The organism is Burkholderia sp. Bp8994, assembly GCF_003853805.1.
Taxonomy (GTDB): domain Bacteria; phylum Pseudomonadota; class Gammaproteobacteria; order Burkholderiales; family Burkholderiaceae; genus Burkholderia.
In genome coordinates this window covers 37,250-53,153 of the sequence record NZ_QTQH01000033.1, presented here as the reverse complement: position 1 = coordinate 53,153, position 15,904 = coordinate 37,250, and the positions used below count along the sequence as shown (strand labels likewise).

The 15,904-nt window shown below is 64.6% G+C and carries 14 protein-coding genes and 2 pseudogenes; 6 read left to right on the top strand and 10 right to left on the bottom strand.

The window, feature by feature from the left end; translation table 11 throughout:
- Positions 1-816: pseudogene (locus DIE04_RS28215) on the top strand (hypothetical protein); the annotation flags it as partial.
- The gene (locus tag DIE04_RS28210) at positions 813-2,294 is read left to right on the top strand and encodes a virulence factor (RefSeq protein WP_260426318.1); all 1,482 of its coding nucleotides are present in this window, start codon (positions 813-815) and stop codon (positions 2,292-2,294) included. The pseudogene DIE04_RS28215 and the gene DIE04_RS28210, both read left to right, overlap by 4 nt.
- A 148-nt stretch (positions 2,295-2,442) precedes the next feature.
- On the opposite strand, the gene DIE04_RS28205 is transcribed toward DIE04_RS28210, so the two are convergent.
- The 7 genes from DIE04_RS28205 to DIE04_RS28170 all read right to left on the bottom strand — a co-directional run bounded on the left by DIE04_RS28205 (position 2,443) and on the right by DIE04_RS28170 (position 8,748).
- Positions 2,443-2,982: a cytochrome P460 family protein gene (locus DIE04_RS28205; RefSeq protein WP_124523376.1), complete on the bottom strand. Its 540-nt coding sequence runs from the start codon at positions 2,980-2,982 to the stop codon at positions 2,443-2,445.
- Complete coding sequence (locus tag DIE04_RS28200; RefSeq protein ID WP_124523374.1) at positions 2,982-4,025, bottom strand: alpha/beta fold hydrolase; 1,044 nt, start codon at positions 4,023-4,025, stop codon at positions 2,982-2,984. The genes DIE04_RS28205 and DIE04_RS28200 overlap by 1 nt, the downstream gene beginning before the upstream one ends.
- A 287-nt stretch (positions 4,026-4,312) precedes the next feature.
- Entirely contained in the window at positions 4,313-5,593 is a 1,281-nt protein-coding gene (locus DIE04_RS28190) for an epoxide hydrolase family protein (RefSeq protein WP_124523370.1), read from the bottom strand.
- 174 nt (positions 5,594-5,767) lie between these two features.
- Entirely contained in the window at positions 5,768-6,376 is a 609-nt protein-coding gene (locus tag DIE04_RS28185; RefSeq protein ID WP_124523368.1) for a pyridoxamine 5'-phosphate oxidase family protein, read from the bottom strand.
- Positions 6,377-6,463: 87 nt separating this feature from the next.
- Positions 6,464-6,652, bottom strand: coding sequence for a hypothetical protein (locus DIE04_RS28180; protein ID WP_124523366.1), 189 nt, complete (start codon positions 6,650-6,652; stop codon positions 6,464-6,466).
- Positions 6,653-6,662: 10 nt separating this feature from the next.
- A complete protein-coding gene (locus DIE04_RS28175) occupies positions 6,663-7,862 on the bottom strand; it encodes a PLP-dependent aminotransferase family protein (protein WP_124523365.1) in 1,200 nt (399 codons plus the stop codon).
- A gap of 697 nt (positions 7,863-8,559) precedes the next feature.
- A complete protein-coding gene (locus DIE04_RS28170; protein WP_059819600.1) occupies positions 8,560-8,748 on the bottom strand; it encodes a hypothetical protein in 189 nt (62 codons plus the stop codon).
- A 198-nt stretch (positions 8,749-8,946) separates the two neighbouring features.
- Here DIE04_RS28170 and DIE04_RS28165 point away from each other — a divergent pair, with 198 nt between their 5' ends.
- The 4 genes and pseudogenes from DIE04_RS28165 (at position 8,947) to DIE04_RS28150 (ending at position 12,546) form a co-directional block, all read left to right on the top strand.
- Positions 8,947-10,293, top strand: a complete 1,347-nt coding sequence (locus DIE04_RS28165) for an MFS transporter (protein WP_124524183.1) — start codon at positions 8,947-8,949, stop codon at positions 10,291-10,293.
- Between the two features lie 56 nt (positions 10,294-10,349).
- Positions 10,350-11,321, top strand: coding sequence for a dipeptidase (locus DIE04_RS28160; protein ID WP_124524184.1), 972 nt, complete (start codon positions 10,350-10,352; stop codon positions 11,319-11,321).
- Between the two features lie 39 nt (positions 11,322-11,360).
- A pseudogene (locus DIE04_RS30430) lies at positions 11,361-11,585 on the top strand (DUF5943 domain-containing protein); the annotation flags it as partial.
- Positions 11,586-11,973: 388 nt separating this feature from the next.
- On the top strand, positions 11,974-12,546 hold the full coding sequence (locus tag DIE04_RS28150) for a PAS and helix-turn-helix domain-containing protein (RefSeq protein WP_124489280.1): 573 nt from the start codon (positions 11,974-11,976) through the stop codon (positions 12,544-12,546).
- Between the two features lie 125 nt (positions 12,547-12,671).
- Here the strand turns inward: DIE04_RS28150 and DIE04_RS28145 are convergent, their stop codons facing one another.
- The 3 genes from DIE04_RS28145 to DIE04_RS28130 all read right to left on the bottom strand — a co-directional run bounded on the left by DIE04_RS28145 (position 12,672) and on the right by DIE04_RS28130 (position 15,824).
- Positions 12,672-13,844, bottom strand: coding sequence for an FAD-binding oxidoreductase (locus DIE04_RS28145; RefSeq protein WP_124524185.1), 1,173 nt, complete (start codon positions 13,842-13,844; stop codon positions 12,672-12,674).
- Positions 13,845-14,052: 208 nt separating this feature from the next.
- Positions 14,053-15,204 (bottom strand): branched-chain amino acid ABC transporter substrate-binding protein, encoded by a 1,152-nt coding sequence (locus DIE04_RS28140; RefSeq protein ID WP_124524186.1) that lies wholly within the window; start codon positions 15,202-15,204, stop codon positions 14,053-14,055.
- 428 nt (positions 15,205-15,632) lie between these two features.
- Positions 15,633-15,824, bottom strand: coding sequence for a CsbD family protein (locus DIE04_RS28130; protein ID WP_124524188.1), 192 nt, complete (start codon positions 15,822-15,824; stop codon positions 15,633-15,635).
- Between the last annotated feature and the right edge of the window lie 80 nt (positions 15,825-15,904).

The following is a 15,904-nucleotide window of genomic DNA, read 5'->3' as shown; positions in this document are numbered from 1 at the left end:
ATGTTCGTCGTGACCGGCATCAGTTCGGCATTGAACATGCTCCGCGTGAACGCCGATCCGCCGAAGGGCTGGACGGTCGTTGCGGATGCCCCGGCGCTTGACGAACCTTTCCCGCCGAAGGCATTGCGATTCGGCAAGTCAGTCGCGACCAGGGACGGTGACGCGATCAGCGACTTCAACGAAGGCAACGATCCGCCGGCTGCTTGGCGCGACGCGAGCAAGACCGATGCCGAAAAGCGAGCCGACGACCCCTACGACCAGTACAAGGCGAAGAACCAGGACAGTGTCGCCCGAGGTACCGCCGCAACCGAAGCCGGGCAGCGTTACGAGGACCGCGCATTGATGCGAATAGAGGCACGTAGGACATTGAACACGGAGTGGCTAGACCGAGACGGCCACGTGATCGGCGAGGATGGCAAGAGCGCGATGCCCGAAGGCTACAAGGATTGGCGCGACAAGCAGATCGTCGATTGGCTCGATCGCGGCGCGACCAACAGCCCGACGAATCACTCAACGACGATGACCAACCCCGAGCATGCTGAAAAGGCGCTTGCGTATGACGTCGCGGTGGGCTTGTGCTACGTAACGGAGAAGCAACTCAAAGCGTTGCGTATAGAGGCGGATTGGAGGATAGGGGATGGAATCCCCTTGGAAAATCCGAACAAGAAGTACGCCGACTATTTTGCGTCTGGAACTCTCGATAGAACACCTCTCCCCGAATGGGTACACACCGAGAAAAGCGAAGGCAAGATGCCGCTCGCGATCGTGGATGAGCGGGAAGGTCAGCTTTATTTGAAGGTCGGAGGTGCCGTATGAGGGCACTGATTACTACGCGACCACGACGTATCGCCGTTGCCATTTCGGTTTGGTTAATCACCACTGTTCTCATGGCCTCGCTGATGGCTCATGTAGAACAACCCGACCCGGCACATTTGGAAGTAGGGGATTGGATGAAACGATACTTTGTCGTACCTGGACTGGCTGCGCTCACGGTGTTTCTCTTCACTACGGCCACGATGCGCTCCGCACACGCCGCCCCTGTTAGAGAGCCTGCGGCGAATTCAACACCAGCAGCCGAAGATCCGGCGATGCCATTCACCGCTCAGGTTGTCGGGCTGATGTGGTTGAATCCGTTGCAACGGATGGACTACCCCACCGAATGGCAATTGTTGTGGGCGCAAGGGCTTACCAAACCGAACAAGAATGACGACATGGTGCGCACGAAGCCCGAAAAATTTTCGTCACTTCGCTCCATCGGAGCATTGGTTTACGGCAACGAGGGCGAGGAAACGTTCAAGGGCTTCTACGCGAAGTACATTGATAAGTTCATTCTCCTCCTGCGCTCGCGCTACTTTAGCAACTCAGGTTACTTCTACACGGTAAAGCCAGAAAACCAAGGCCATTGGCGCGAACTCGCCGGCATACGCGTCGAAGCCGCCGTTCCGCCCCGACTCGATCCGGCCTTTGCCAAGTCGCGCATGGTCGACCGGATGATGAACTTCTTCGAAATTGGCCCGCCGTCACCCAAGACGCTTTGGAGCCGCGACACGCCTCCCGACTTGCAAATCACCCAAGGCGGCGCAAACGCCGGCTTCACGTCGCTGAACAACGCGCTGGGCTACTTGCAGAAAAACCCCGACAAGACCGTATGGGTGATGAACTGGGACGCCCCGAACTTCCCGCCCACGGATGCGCAGATCAACGAGAACCTCGTCGTGCTGTTCCTCGCGGGCCCGAACTTCAACACCGAGCGCGAACCGCTCGCCTGGATCGGCAAGGCCGCAACCGGCAACACGCACGATTTTTCGCCGAAGGTCGGCACGACGCGAACGGTGCAGGCATGGAAAGCCACGATCGACGAAGCAGCACGCAATGCCGGTGTCGCGGTCACGGACCTGAATTACATCGTCCACGACGCAGGTGTACCCAGCGACGCAGCGTCGTTACGCGTTGTCTCGCTCGCGCGGACGTTGACGGAAACCCTTCCGGAATACGACCACACGAATCAGACGTTCAACACGGCAGCCCTGCTCGGCGACATGGGAACCGGCAGCGCATTGACCGACGTCGCACTCGCGATCGGCCGGATCAACCACTTCGGCGGTAACGCCTTGGTCGCAGGCACGACCGATCCTGAGCACCCCGTCGCCGTCGTCGTCAGACCACCGTCAAAGCTCACGCCGATCGATCCGGACCAAGACTGGTTCCGCGCACGCGGCGGCAATAACGCGTACCTCCCCTGGTGGGGTCGTCGACACGACACCGACTACGGCATGCAAGGCTATTCGTGGTGACGCAATCTACGCGGCGGCGCAATCGTTGGCGACCGGGTTCGCACCGCCGCTCCACCCGCAATTCAGCACCGGCGATCAGAACGATGGTGAACGGCGAACGGCGTACCCCACACGACACGCATTCGCCGGTTCCGCCACGCTCGCCCCCTCAAGGCGCAAACCGCGTGAACACATAGTCGTGATTCTTCACGCGCGCCTGATGACACGCGAAGCAGGTCTGGTGCTGACCGATATCGGCCGGCACGCCGTTGATGAAGCGCCCGAAGCCCCAGCCGCCCGTCGATGCATAGCGACGCGAATCCTTCACCATCACCTGCACGGTCGTCGCCTGGCCGGGCACCGTCGCCGGCGCGAACTCGTCGGACTGCTTGCGCTTGTACGCGAGCTTCACGAGGATCGCGCCGTCCGGAAACGGCAGCGTCGCCTGTTCGAGCGCGCGGATCGCGACCGGGTTGCCGAGCACCACGCGCAATTCGTCGAGCGGTGCCGCTTCCTCGGCCGGCGCGACCATTTCCCACTTCCGATAGCCGGGCGGAATCGTCACGCCGTAGATCGGCGACGCGGCCGGCTTCGGCTGCTCCCCGAAAGCGGCCGGGCCGCTCGCGGACAACGCACCGGCCAGCAGCGCACCCGCGACGAGCGCACGGCGCGCGCCGCGATGCACGACACCAGAGGTACCTGCCTGCATCACAGATGCTCCACTTGCAGGATCGCATCCGCGAACGCCTGCGGCGCTTCCTGCGGCAGGTTGTGGCCGATGCCACCGGTGATCGTCCGGTGCTGGTACTTGCCGGTGAACTTCTTCGCATACGCGGCCGGCTGCGGATGCGGCGCGCCGTTCGCATCACCTTCCATCGTGATCGTCGGCACGGTGATCGCCGGGCCGGCCGCGAGCCTCCGCTCGATGTCGTCGTATTGCGCTTCGCCCTGCGCGAGCCCGAGGCGCCAGCGATAGTTGTGGATCACGACGGCCACGTGGTCGGGGTTCTGGAACGACGCGGCGCTGCGCGCGAAGGTCTCGTCGGAGAACTGCCACTTCGGCGACGCGAGCTGCCAGATCAGCTTGTTGAACGCATCACGATTCTCCGCGTAGCCGAGCGCGCCGCGCTCGGTCGTGAAGTAGAACTGATACCACCACTGGAGTTCCGCTTGCGGCGGCAGCGGCTTGCGGTTCGCCTCCTGGCTGCCGATCAGGTAGCCGCTCACCGACACCAGCGCCTTCACGCGCTGCGGCCACAGTGCCGCGATGATGTCGGCCGTGCGCGCACCCCAGTCGTAGCCGCCGAACACCGCGCGGTCGATCTTGAGCGCATCCATCAGCGCGACGATGTCGACGGCCGTCACCGCCTGCTGGCCGTTGCGCACCGTGTCGGCCGAGCGGAACGTCGTCGATCCGTAGCCGCGCAGGTACGGCACGATCACGCGAAAGCCGGCCGCCGTGAGCAGCGGTGCAACGTCCGCGTAGCTGTAGATATCGTACGGCCAGCCGTGCAGCAGAAACACGACCGGGCCGTTCTTCGGCCCGAGATCCGCATACCCGACGTTCAGCACGCCCGCGTCGATCTGATGGATCTTGCCGAGCGACGCCGCGCCGGCCGCGCGCTTCGGCGTCGACGCATCGGGCGCCGACTGCGCGCGCGCCAGCGAGCCGAACCCGAGGTCGGCCAGGCTCAGGCTGGCGAGTGTCGTGCCCAGAATCAGGCGGCGGCGGGTGTTGACGGTATCAGGCATGACGCGTTCTCCATTGTCGATCGGTAAGAAAGGGGCCCGCGGCACGTGCGGGCGATGCGGTATCGCCATTCACGGCGGCGGCGCATCGCACCGCACCGCCGTGTGAATCGCTTCACCGGTTTTATATCCGAACCGCCCGGACGCTTTGTATCCCAACGTATCTGTGTTCGGGTACGACATACAGCGATTCAAAATCGTGGCGGAAACGGGCGTTCGCGGTCGGCCGCGCGCGACGCGCGACACGAGCCGGCATCGCTACCGGCCCGCGTTTTCCCGTCAAGCCACGCTTACGCGCGACGCAACGGCCGGAACCCGGCACGCACTTCGCGGGCGAACAGTTCCGGCTCCTCCCAAGCCGCGAAATGCCCGCCCTTGTCGACTTCGTTGAAGTAGATCAGGTTGTGATAGCTGCGCTCGGCCCAGCTGCGCGGCGCCTGGTAGATCTCGCCGGGGAACACCGTGATCGCCGCCGGCAGCGAGATGTCCACCGCGTTGAAGTTGTTCGAGTGATCCTCCCAGTAGATCTGCGCGGCCGACGTCGCCGTGTTGGTCAGCCAGTACAACGAAATGTCGTCGAGAATCTCGTCGCGCGGGATCGACCGTTCGGGCACGCCGCCGCTGTAGGTCCACTGCGAGATCTTGTCGTACATCCACGCGGCCTGCCCCGACGGCGAATCGGCCAGCGCGTAGCCGACCGTCTGCGGACGCGTGACCATCATCGCCGAGTAGCCGCAGTTGTCGCGATAGAACGTCGCGAGCTTCTCGTACGCGGCCTTCTCCTTCGGCGCCAGCGACGCCGGTGCCGGCGCGTCGGTCTGGAGCAGCGTCGCGATGTCCGGCGGCACCGTCGCCGGCATGTTCACGTGAATCCCGGCCAGGCCCTGCACGCGCTGCATCGCCATCCGGTGCGAGATCACCGAGCCGCAGTCGCCGCCCTGCGACACGAAGCGCGTATAGCCAAGCCGCGCCATCAGCTCGCCCCAGGCACGCGCAATGTGGTCGGAGCCCCAGCCCGTCTTCGCCGGACGCCCCGAGAAACCGAAGCCCGGCAGCGACGGCACGACGACGTGGAACGCATCGTCGGCACTCGCACCGTGCGCGGTCGGGTCGGTCAGCGGGCCGATCGCCTTCAGCAGCTCGAAGATCGAACCGGGCCAGCCGTGCGTCATGATCATCGGCATCGCGTTCGCGTGCCGCGAGCGCACGTGGATGAAGTGAATGTCGAGCCCGTCGATCTCGGTGATGAACATCGGAAAGCCGTTCAGGCGCGCCTCGCCCTTGCGCCAGTCGTATTCGGTACCCCAGTAACGCAGCAGCGCCTGCATGCGCGCGAGCCGCACGCCCTGCGATTCGTCGGCGACGGTCTCGCGGCCCGGCCAGCGCGTCGCGGCAAGGCGGCGGCGCAGGTCGGCCAGTGCGTCGTCGGGGATATGGGCGGTGAACGGGCGTATGCCGTCGCCGCCGGTGGCCGCACGCAGCGCGGCGGTGGGCAGCATCGCGGAGACCCCAGCGGCCACGGAAGTGGCCAGCAGGTGGCGACGCGTCGGGGAAAACGGTGTGGAAGACATCGTTCGGCATCTCCTTTCGTGAAGTGGAAAGTGAACATGCCGCGCGTCCGAGCGCGCCTTCGCTTTCATTCGGGCACACGCCGGTCACGCGGCGTTGCCCATTCGAAAGGTCTGATGTATCGGGGATTTGTCTGACTTGTACGCGTTTGTAGCAAAAAAACGCGGACGTCGCCGTCAGGGCGCGACCCAACGGCCTTCGTAGCCGTCGTCGTTCACGTCGAACACCGCGCGGCGATGGCCGCTGCGCGCGAGTTCGAGCCAGTCGATGCGCGTCACCGTGACGTGGAGCAGGCAGAAGTTCCGGTAGCCGTCGTCGGTGGCCGATGTGCCTGTGGTTGCGCCTGCCGCGACGTGCGCCTCTTCGGGCGACCCGATCGGCGTGCCCGGGCGCAGCGGTGCGCGATACAGCAGCAGCGTATGCGGACGGCTCGATTGCCAGACCGCGCGACGTTGCGCTTCGTCGTCGCAGATCGATGCCACGCCTTCCGCGCGAATCTGCACGAGTGAATCGAGATCGTTCGCGACGATGGCGATACGCGCGTCACGGCGCAATTCCGCGACCTTCTCCGAACGCACATCGGTATGGAACGACAGCAGGCGATCGGCGCGGCTCACTTGCCGCAACACGATGGTGCGCACCTTCGGCGCACCATCGAGGCCGAGCGTCGCGGCCTGCAGCATCGTGAACGGCGAGCGCTGCGTGCCGACGCCGGACTCGAGGCAGGACCAAAGGCGGTCGTACGTCTCCGTCAGCGATTCGGAAGGGGAGTCGGTGTCCGACATGATGGCGTGGCGATCCTGCGCGATTCGATCGCGACAGCTTAACCGTTTCGGCGACGAGCTTTCCTTGCGAGCCCGCCGCCGCGGGGTTCAGTTGTAGCCGAGGACGGCCGGTGCGGCGTCACGCGTGTCGGTCGACTCCGCGCCGAAGCGGCCGAGTACGTCGGCCACGTACTGCGGCCCCGCGCTGATCTGCGACGACTTGTGCTCGACGGGACGGATATCGGCCATGCCCGGCGCTTCGTCCATCCATGCGGTGTGGTTGATGATCATGTTCATGTGTGTCTCCTCACGCGGCCAGCGCCGCACCATACGCGCGCACGAGGCGCGCCACGCCTTCCCGGATCGCGTCGACATCGGGCGCGGCGAACGACAGCCGCAGCGATGCCGCGTCGACGTTGTCCGCGAAGAACGCCTTGCCCGGCACGAAGACGACCTTGTTCGCGATCGCCTGTTGCAGCAGCACGTCCGACGACACCGCGCCGATGCGCGCCCACACGAACATCCCGCCTTCGGGACGATGGAACGTGATCGCGTCGCCGAGACCGTCGCGCAGCGCGTCGCACATCGCGTCGCACTTGCGCTGGTAGGCCGCCGTGATGCGCGGCAGATGGCGTTCGAGTGCGCAGTCGGCGAGATACTCGGCGGCGGTGGCTTGCGTCCACGGCGTGCTGCACAGGTCGACCGTCTGCTTCGCGATCACGCAGCGCCGCGCGATTTCGGCCGGCGCGATCGTCCAGCCCACGCGCAGCCCCGGCGCGACGATTTTCGACAGGCTCGCGAAATGCACGATCCAGTCGCGCGCGCCTTCGACGTCGTTCGCGAGTGCAAGCATCGACGGCACCGGTTCGCCCGCGAAACGCAGGTCGCCGTAGGGATCGTCCTCGACGATCAGGAAACGGTATTGCACCGCGAGGCGCAGCAACTTCAGCCGGCGTTCGCGCGTGAGCGTCGCGCCGGTCGGGTTCGCGAAGGTCGGGACCGTGTAGAGCAGCTTCGGCTGCGCGATCGCGCCGGATGCGAGTTGCGACGCGAGGCGGTCGACGTCGAGCCCTTCGCCGTCGACGGGGATCGTGACGATGCGCGCCTGTTGCAGACGCATCGCCGACAGCGTCGCCGGGTACGCCGGCTGTTCGGTCAGCACGACGTCGCCGGGGCCGACCATCACGCGCAATAGCAGATCGAGGCCCTGCTGCGAGCCGGTCGTGACGAGCAGTTCGGCGGGCGTGCACGTCACGTTGCGGCGCGCCATCAACGCGATCAGTTGCTGCTTCAGTTCGGCGAGGCCGTCGGTCGGGCCGTATTGCAGGCAGCGGACCGGCTGCGCGTATGCGCGTTCGGCGGCGGCGTTCAGGCCGTCGACGTCGAACAGGTCGCTGGCCGGGTAACCGCCGGCGAACGAAATCATCCCCGGCTCGGAGAGGTATTTGAACAGCTCGCGGATCGGCGAACCGGCAGGATTCTGGAATGAGGGCGTGAACGCGTACATGTCGTCGTGAGCTGGATGGCAGCGACGGCCGGGATAGCCGACAGGTGCCGCCCGCCAAGGCACTTCTGGCGCCAACGGCGGGAATTCGAGCCACGATTGTCGATAGTCATTAACGCTGCGGCAAACGATATCTATGCACTAGGTCTTGCGGTTTGGTCATCAAATGGGCGGCGCTCGCCGTGTTGCTCGGTGGCCCGCATCAACTCCCTTTCCCGCGCTCTCCAGGCAATTCCGAGCGCCCGATCACTTCTCTTCCATTGTCGGCCGTGCCCGTATCCGAGAAGCCGGCGGCTTCAATCACCGATCCCCGAGGCACAAATTGCCATCCGCGATTTTGTATCCCCTGGGATACAAAAATTGATGAAACAGGCACCGATGTAGCCCAATGGCTACAAGATTGCTCAAAGCGATCGATATCGACAAACGATACCCATATGCATCATGTCTTGCGGTTTGATCATCGATTGTGGGACGTGATGCGGCCGTGCCGCGCGGATAAATAGAGTACGTTCGACGGTTTTCGACGGGTACGTGTTGGCGCTTCACGGCGGCTCGCGGCCGTGGCAGTTGTCACAGGTGACTACAGGTGTGCCGCTACATGCGTTGATGGCCGCACGGAAGCGACGCCGCACCTAGCCCAAGATGCGCGCAACCCGAGGCATCTTCCGTCATCGAGCCCTCGCCGCGAAACTCCCCATCAGCGGCACACAATATCGACCGCCAGAATCTCGTACCCCGGATCGGCGTTCTCGCTCGCCACCTTTTTCGCTTCTTCATACGAAAGAAAGGACATCGCTTCCTCGATCTCCGGTGCCATGCCGATGTCGCCGTCCTCGCCGGTACAGAGGAACTGAAGTCCGGTCTTCACGACATAGATGGTCGTCATGTCTCCCTCCATGGTGTGCATGGGGAACTTCCAGTCTAGCCTCCACGCTCCCTTATTCAACTCCGGCAACGTCGCCCGGCAGCCGCCCCCCGCCCCGCCCCGATTACCTAGGTAATTGACACGTATGGACCTAGGTAATTGGCGTCCCTACGATGTTTTCGACGCGAACCGAACCACACCTACGAAGAGGATACGACCATGACCACCCAGGACGTCGATACCAGCACGCTACGACGCGTGATCGCCGCAGCCTCGATCGGCAATTTCGTCGAGTGGTTCGATTTCGCCGCGTACGGCTTTCTCGCCACCATCCTGACGCGCGAATTCTTTCCGAGCGGCGATCCCACGGTCGGTCTCCTGAAGACCTTCGCCGTCTTCGCGGTGGCCTTCGCATTCCGCCCGCTGGGCGGCCTGGTCTTCGGCGTCATCGGCGACCGGATCGGCCGCAAGCGCACGCTTGCGCTGACGATCCTGATGATGGCCGGCTCGACCACATTGATCGGCCTGCTCCCGACCTACGCGAGCATCGGTTATTGGGCGCCGTTGCTGCTCACGATCATCCGCTGCGTCCAGGGGTTTTCGGCAGGCGGCGAATACGCCGGCGCATGCGCGTACGTGATGGAACACGCACCGCGCCGCCGCCGCGCGTTCTTCGGCAGCTTCGTGCCGGTGTCGACCTTCTCGTCGTTCGCCTGCGCGGCCGTGGTCGCCTATCTGCTCGAATCGTCGCTGTCGTCGCAGGCAATGGTCGAATGGGGCTGGCGCGTGCCGTTCCTGATCGCGGCACCGGTCGGCCTCATCGGCGTGTACCTGCGCGTCAACCTGAATGAAACGCCCGCGTTCCAGGCACTCGAAGGCAAGCACGACATCGCGCATGCGCCGCTGATGGAAACGCTGCGTTCGCAGTCGCTGAATATCCTGAAGCTCGGCGCGTTCGTGTCCGTGACGGCGCTGTCGTTCTACACGTTCACCACGTATTTCGCGACCTACCTCCAAGTGGCCGGGCACCTGTCTCGCGGCACGTCGCTCCTGGTGACGGTGCTCGCCCTCTTCTTCGCCGCGGCCCTGTGCCCGGTCGCCGGCTTCTTCTCCGACCTCGTCGGCCGCCGCGCGACGATCGCCACGACCGGCCTCTTCATCATCGTGTCGGTGTATCCGGCGTTCTCGCTGGGCGGCTCGGGCGTGCTGTCGCAATCGCTGGCCGGCGTCGCGCTGCTTGCGATCGGCGCGGTGTTCTCGGGCGTCGTGACGGCACCGCTGATGTCGGAAGTGTTCGCGACGAAAACGCGCTATACCGCATCGGCGATCACGTACAACCTCGCGTACACGATCTTCGGCGGCACGGCGCCGCTCGTCGCCACGTGGCTGATCTCGGCGACGGGGACCAACCTGTCGCCCGCTTATTACCTGATCGCCGTGTCGATCCTGGCGATGATCGGCGGCCTGTCCCTGCCGGAAACGTCGAAGACGGCGCTCGAAGACGCAGGTCCGGCAACCGCGAGAACCGGCCGGCCCGCCAAGCGCGGCGTCGAAGGCGCGGTTTGAGTACACGCCCCGCTCGTGCAAACGGGGCCGACTGAACCAACGCATGGAGAAACACCATGACGAGCCTTCACGACGCCAGCATCATCATTGACGGCCTGAACATCTCCCGCTTCGAGCGATCGGTGTTCGAAGACATGCGCAAGGGCGGCGTCACGGCCGTCAACTGCACGGTCTCCGTGTGGGAAGACTTCCAGAAGACGATCGACAACATCGCGGAGATGAAGCGGCAGATCCGCGAATACAGTGAAATCCTCACGCTGGTGCGCACGACGGACGACATCCTGCGCGCGAAGAAGGAGAACAAGACCGGCATCATCCTCGGCTTCCAGAACTCATATGCGTTCGAGGACAACCTCGGCTATATCGAAGTGTTCAAGGAACTCGGCGTGAATGTGGTGCAGCTCTGCTACAACACGCAGAACCTCGTCGGCACGGGTTCCTACGAACCGGACGGCGGGTTGTCCGGCTACGGCCGCGAAGTGATCCAGGAGATGAACCGCGTCGGCATCATGGTGGATCTCTCGCACGTCGGCGCGAAAACCTCGTCCGACGCGATCGCCTGTTCGAAGAAACCGGTCACCTACTCGCACTGCTGCCCGTCCGCGCTGAAGGAACATCCGCGCAACAAGACGGACGAGCAACTGCGCGAGATCGCGGAGGCGAACGGCTTCGTGGGCGTCACGATGTTCATGCCGTTCCTGCGACGCGGCGCCGACGCGACCATCGACGATTATCTCGAAGCGATCGAATACGTGATCGACGTGATCGGCGAGGACAAGGTCGGAATCGGCACGGACTTCACGCAGGGCTACAGCACCGAGTTCTTCGACTGGATCACGCACGACAAGGGCCGCTATCGCCGCCTGACCGACTTCGGCAAGGTCGTCAATCCGGAAGGCATCCGCACGATCGGCGAATTCCCGAACCTGACGGCCGCGATGCAACGCGCCGGCTGGAGCGAGTCGCGCATCAGGAAGGTGATGGGCGAGAACTGGCTGCGGGTGTTCGGCGAAGTCTGGAACGGTTGAATCACACGACACGAACGCACCACGCACCACGCACCCGCCATGCAGCCACAATTGCCGATCGACGTCGATCCGGACACCGGTGTCTGGACCACCGACGCGCTGCCGATGCTGTACGTGCCGCGCCATTTCTTCACGAACAATCATGTCGCCGTGGAAGAGGCGCTCGGCCGCGAAGCCTACGCGTCGATTCTCTACAAGGCCGGCTACAAGTCAGCCTATCACTGGTGCGACAAGGAGGCGAAGCAGCACGGCATCGCCGGCATGGCCGTGTTCGAACATTATCTGAAGCGGCTGTCGCAGCGCGGCTGGGGCGTGTTCAGCATTGCCGAAGCCGATCCGGCGACGTCGCACGCGCGCATCCATCTGCATCACTCGTCCTTCGTGCTGGCCCAGCCCGACAAGCACGGCAAGCTCTGCTACATGTTCGCGGGCTGGTTCGCCGGCGCAATGGACTGGGTCAACGACACCGCGCCCGACACGGCGAGCAGGGGCCCGCGTGCGCATTCGGCCGAACTCCGGTGCGCGGGCGAAGGGCACGACTGCTGCGTCTTTCACGTCGGTTGAATGTGCTGCAAGCGCTACGGCTACAATCCGACAGGAGCGAACCTGCCCGATAGCCTGGGTCCGACCACGGTTCGGACCCGCCGACCCGATGCCGAACATGACCGACACGATGCCAAGCCTCGACTACGAAGATCTCTTCAGGCATCTGCCCGTCGCCGCGATCGTGGCGAAAGAACGCATCATGATCGACTGCAACGAGAAGGCGCTGCAACTGTTCAGGGCGACCCGCGACGACATCATCGACCAATCGTTCGCGAAGCTGTATCCGCAGCAGAAGGACTTCGCGACGACCGGCCGTCGCCTCGCGCCGCTGCTCGCGAAGCGTGCGGGGTTCAGCGACGATCGCATCATGCGCCGCATCGACGGCAGCCATTTCTGGGTCACCGTGTGCGGCTTCGGCTACAACCCGAAGCGGCCTTTCGAGCTGGCCATCTGGACCTTCACCGACCTGTCGGGCGACGCGAAGCATCCCGACGTCGCCAGCACGTTGACCGATCGCGAGCGCGACGTCGCGGCATTCCTGGTTCACGGGCTCACCAGCAAGGAAATCGGCAAGGAGCTGAACATCAGCCCGCGCACGGTCGATATTCATCGCGCGAGCTTGTTGAGGAAGTACGAGGTGCGCACGACGCACGATCTGATCGCCTGCTTGCTGGCCTGAGCCGCTCGCGCCGGAACCACGCCTCCGGCCTCCCGCTCCGATAAAAAAAGCCCGGCAAAGCCGGGCCAATCAGTTTGAGACACAAGGAGAATCCCGCCCACCACACACCGGGCGGTCACGCCGCGCTACACGACGTTCTTTTCGACAATCGGCCGGTTTTCGAGCACACGCTCCCAGCCGAGCGACGACAGGTCGAGCGATTCATATCGCCCGCCCAGGATCAGTTCGCTCACCCCACGCCCGGTCGCGGGCCCTTGCTGCAGCCCGTGCCCGCTATACCCGTTCGCGAACACGACGTTGTCGAGCTCGGGGTGATACCCGATGATCGCGTTGTGATCGAACACGTTGTACTCGTAGTACCCGGACCAGCAGTTCTCCACGCGCAGCGCTTCGAACTCCGGCACGCGGTTCGCGAGCGTCGGCCAGATCACCTCGTCGAACAGGTCGTGATCGACCTCGTCGAGCGGCAGGTCGTCGGGGTCGCGATCGGGGCTCGGCGACGTCCCGCAGATGTACGTGCGGCCTTCCGGCCGGAAATACACACCGGTCGGATCGATCAGCAGCGGGCAATCGGTGAGCTTCGCCGGCGACGACACGTTGAAGATGCTGCGACGCCGTGCATACACGGGAATGTCGATGCCCATCATCGACGACAGCGTGCGCGTCCACGCACCGGCCGCGTTGACGAGCGTGTCGCATGCGTAGCGCTCGCCATCGTTCGTCACCACGTGCGTGATCCTGCGACCATCGCGCACGACGCCGGTCACATCGGCCGGCACATACCGCGCGCCGAGCGCCTGCGCCTTCTTGCGCAGCGCCTGCACGAGCCCGTAACCGTCGAACCACCCTTCGCCGCTCGCGCCATAGGCGCCCGACACGAGATCGTCGACGTTCAGCCAGGGAAACTTCGCACGCAGCGCGTCGCGATCCATCAACCGGATATCGGCGCCGAGCTTCGTCTGCAGCGCATGGTTCTCGCGCAGCGTTGCGTCACCAGCCGGCGTCGCGAGAAACAGGTAGCCGCCTTCATGCAGATCGATCGACGGGCGCGTGCCGTCGACTTCGAGCCGCTCGCCGATCGTGCGCAGGAAGTCGATCCCGAACAGCGACATCTCGATCGACAGCGGCGTCGAGAACTGCTGGCGAATCGACGCGGCCGACAGCGCCGACGACGATTTCGCATAGGTGGGATCGCGTTCGATGACGGTGACGGACACCGTCGGATCGGTAGCACGCAGGAAATAGGCGATCGAGCTGCCGATCACACCACCGCCGACGATGACGACTTGAGAACTCACGACTGACTCCAGTTGCACGTGAAAGGCGCGGCCGGCCGGCCGCGCCCGAAGGTTGTTCGTGCCGCGTCGCGCGCGGCGCCGTGCGCGGCAGACCGTGCCCCCGGCGAATCGCCCCGACATGCGCCGCGATCGGATCCGATCGCTGGGGCTATTTCAGCACGTCCGGGCTCGCCGCGAAAGTCCGCGCGCGTTCGGGTAATTCGGGTATTCAGTCCGCCGTTTGCGTGGTGACGGGCTGCCACGCGGCGTTCTTCACTTCATACAGCGTCGAGCTCGGGTTCTTCAGGTCGCCCGTGTTCGTGAACGCGATCGTGCCGGTGATGCCGTCGTAGCGCGTGCCCTTCAGCGCGCCGTTGAAATCGGCCGGCTTCGTCGAGTTCGCCTTCTGCATCGCGTTGATCGCGATCCACGTCGCGTCGTACGCGAACGGCGCATACGCGAGCATGTCGACGCCGTACTTCTGCTTGAATTTCGTTTCGAACTGCTTGCCCTTCGCGAGACGCGACAGCGGCTGTCCGTATTCCCACACCGACGCGCCTTCGGCCGCATTGCCGGCGAGCCTGATGAAGTTCGCGTTCATCACGCCGCCGCCGGCCAGGAACTGCGCGCGGATGCCGAGCTGGCGCATGCGCTTGACCAGCATCGCGGACTGCGCGTCGAGGCCGCCGAAGAACACCAGGTCGGCATTCGTGCTCTTGATCTTCGTGAGCTGCGCGCTGAAGTCGACGGCCTTGTCGTTCGTGAATTCGCGCGCGACGATCGTGCCGCCGTTCGCCTTCGCGGCCTTCTCGAATTCGTCGGCTTCGCCCTGGCCGAACGCGGTGCGGTCGTCGATGATCGCGATGCGCTTCGCCTTGGTCACGCTCGCCGCATACGCACCGGCATTGCCGGCGTTCTGCGCGTCGGTCGCGATCACGCGGTACACGGTGCCGAGCCCGGCGCGCGTGATGTCGGGATTGGTCGCCGACGGCGTGATCATCGGAATGCCGGCCTTCGCGTAGATCTTCGACGCGGGCAGCGTCGTGCCCGAATTGAAGTGGCCGACCACGACGGCCACCTGCGCGTCGGTCAGCTGCTGCGCGGCCTGCACGCCGATGCGAGGATCGCTCTGGTCGTCCTGCGACGCGACGACGAATTTCACCGGCTTGCCGCCGATCGTCGGGTGCGCGGCGTTCGCCTCGTCGACGGCCATGCGCACGCCGTTCTCGATGTCCTTGCCGTACGCGGCGCCGCCGCCGGTCAGCGGCACGGCGACGCCGACCTTGACGACGGTTTCCTGCGCATGGGCCGCGCCCGTCTGGAACGCGAGAATCGCAGCGGTCAATGCAATGCCGGAAAGCGAACGAATGCGGAACGTCATCGGCCAATCCTTCTTCTGTGGGTCGGGATGCGACGCGCGACCATCGCGCGCCGGCGACCTCCCGCGTGCCGGTGATTTTTTCTGTCGCCGGGGCATCGCTCATGGCGCATCGCCTGCCGGTCGATCACCGCGGTTCCGTCTCCGGGGAACCTGTCAGCGCGAAAGAGGTGAACCGATTGTGGGTAGCCAATACGCGTGCAGCAAACGAAATATCGGAACTATGTTGTGAGGAATTGTCATCAAGTGCCCGTGCCACCGATCCGCGGCCCGCGCGACGGCGGCCTGGAAGCGAACGCATCGAGCGGGATGCGCGCACGTACCGTTGCCCCAAGGCCGCGCCGGGTCATGCCGATGGAGAATCATCGCCGTGCCACACGGCGGCAACGCAGCGCACCTCGCGCGATTCGATCAATGGCGCCCGGTGCCGCTCAATGCCGGTCGGTGCCGGTCTGCTTGCGCTCCGCATCGGCCGCCTCGCCGGCCTGCTCCTGACGCCTGCCGGCCTGCTGCTCCGCCACGCCTTCCGCTTCCGTCTCGCGGTCGCCCGTCACCTTGCCGAGCGCTTCCTTGACCGAACCCTTCACCTGTTTGAGCTTGCCTTCGATGCGATTCCTGTCCATGGTCGTCTCCTGCGATGAGTTGGGGAGAGAGACGACGGCACGGCAGCCCGCGCCGCACCGCCGAGTGGACAGGATCGCAG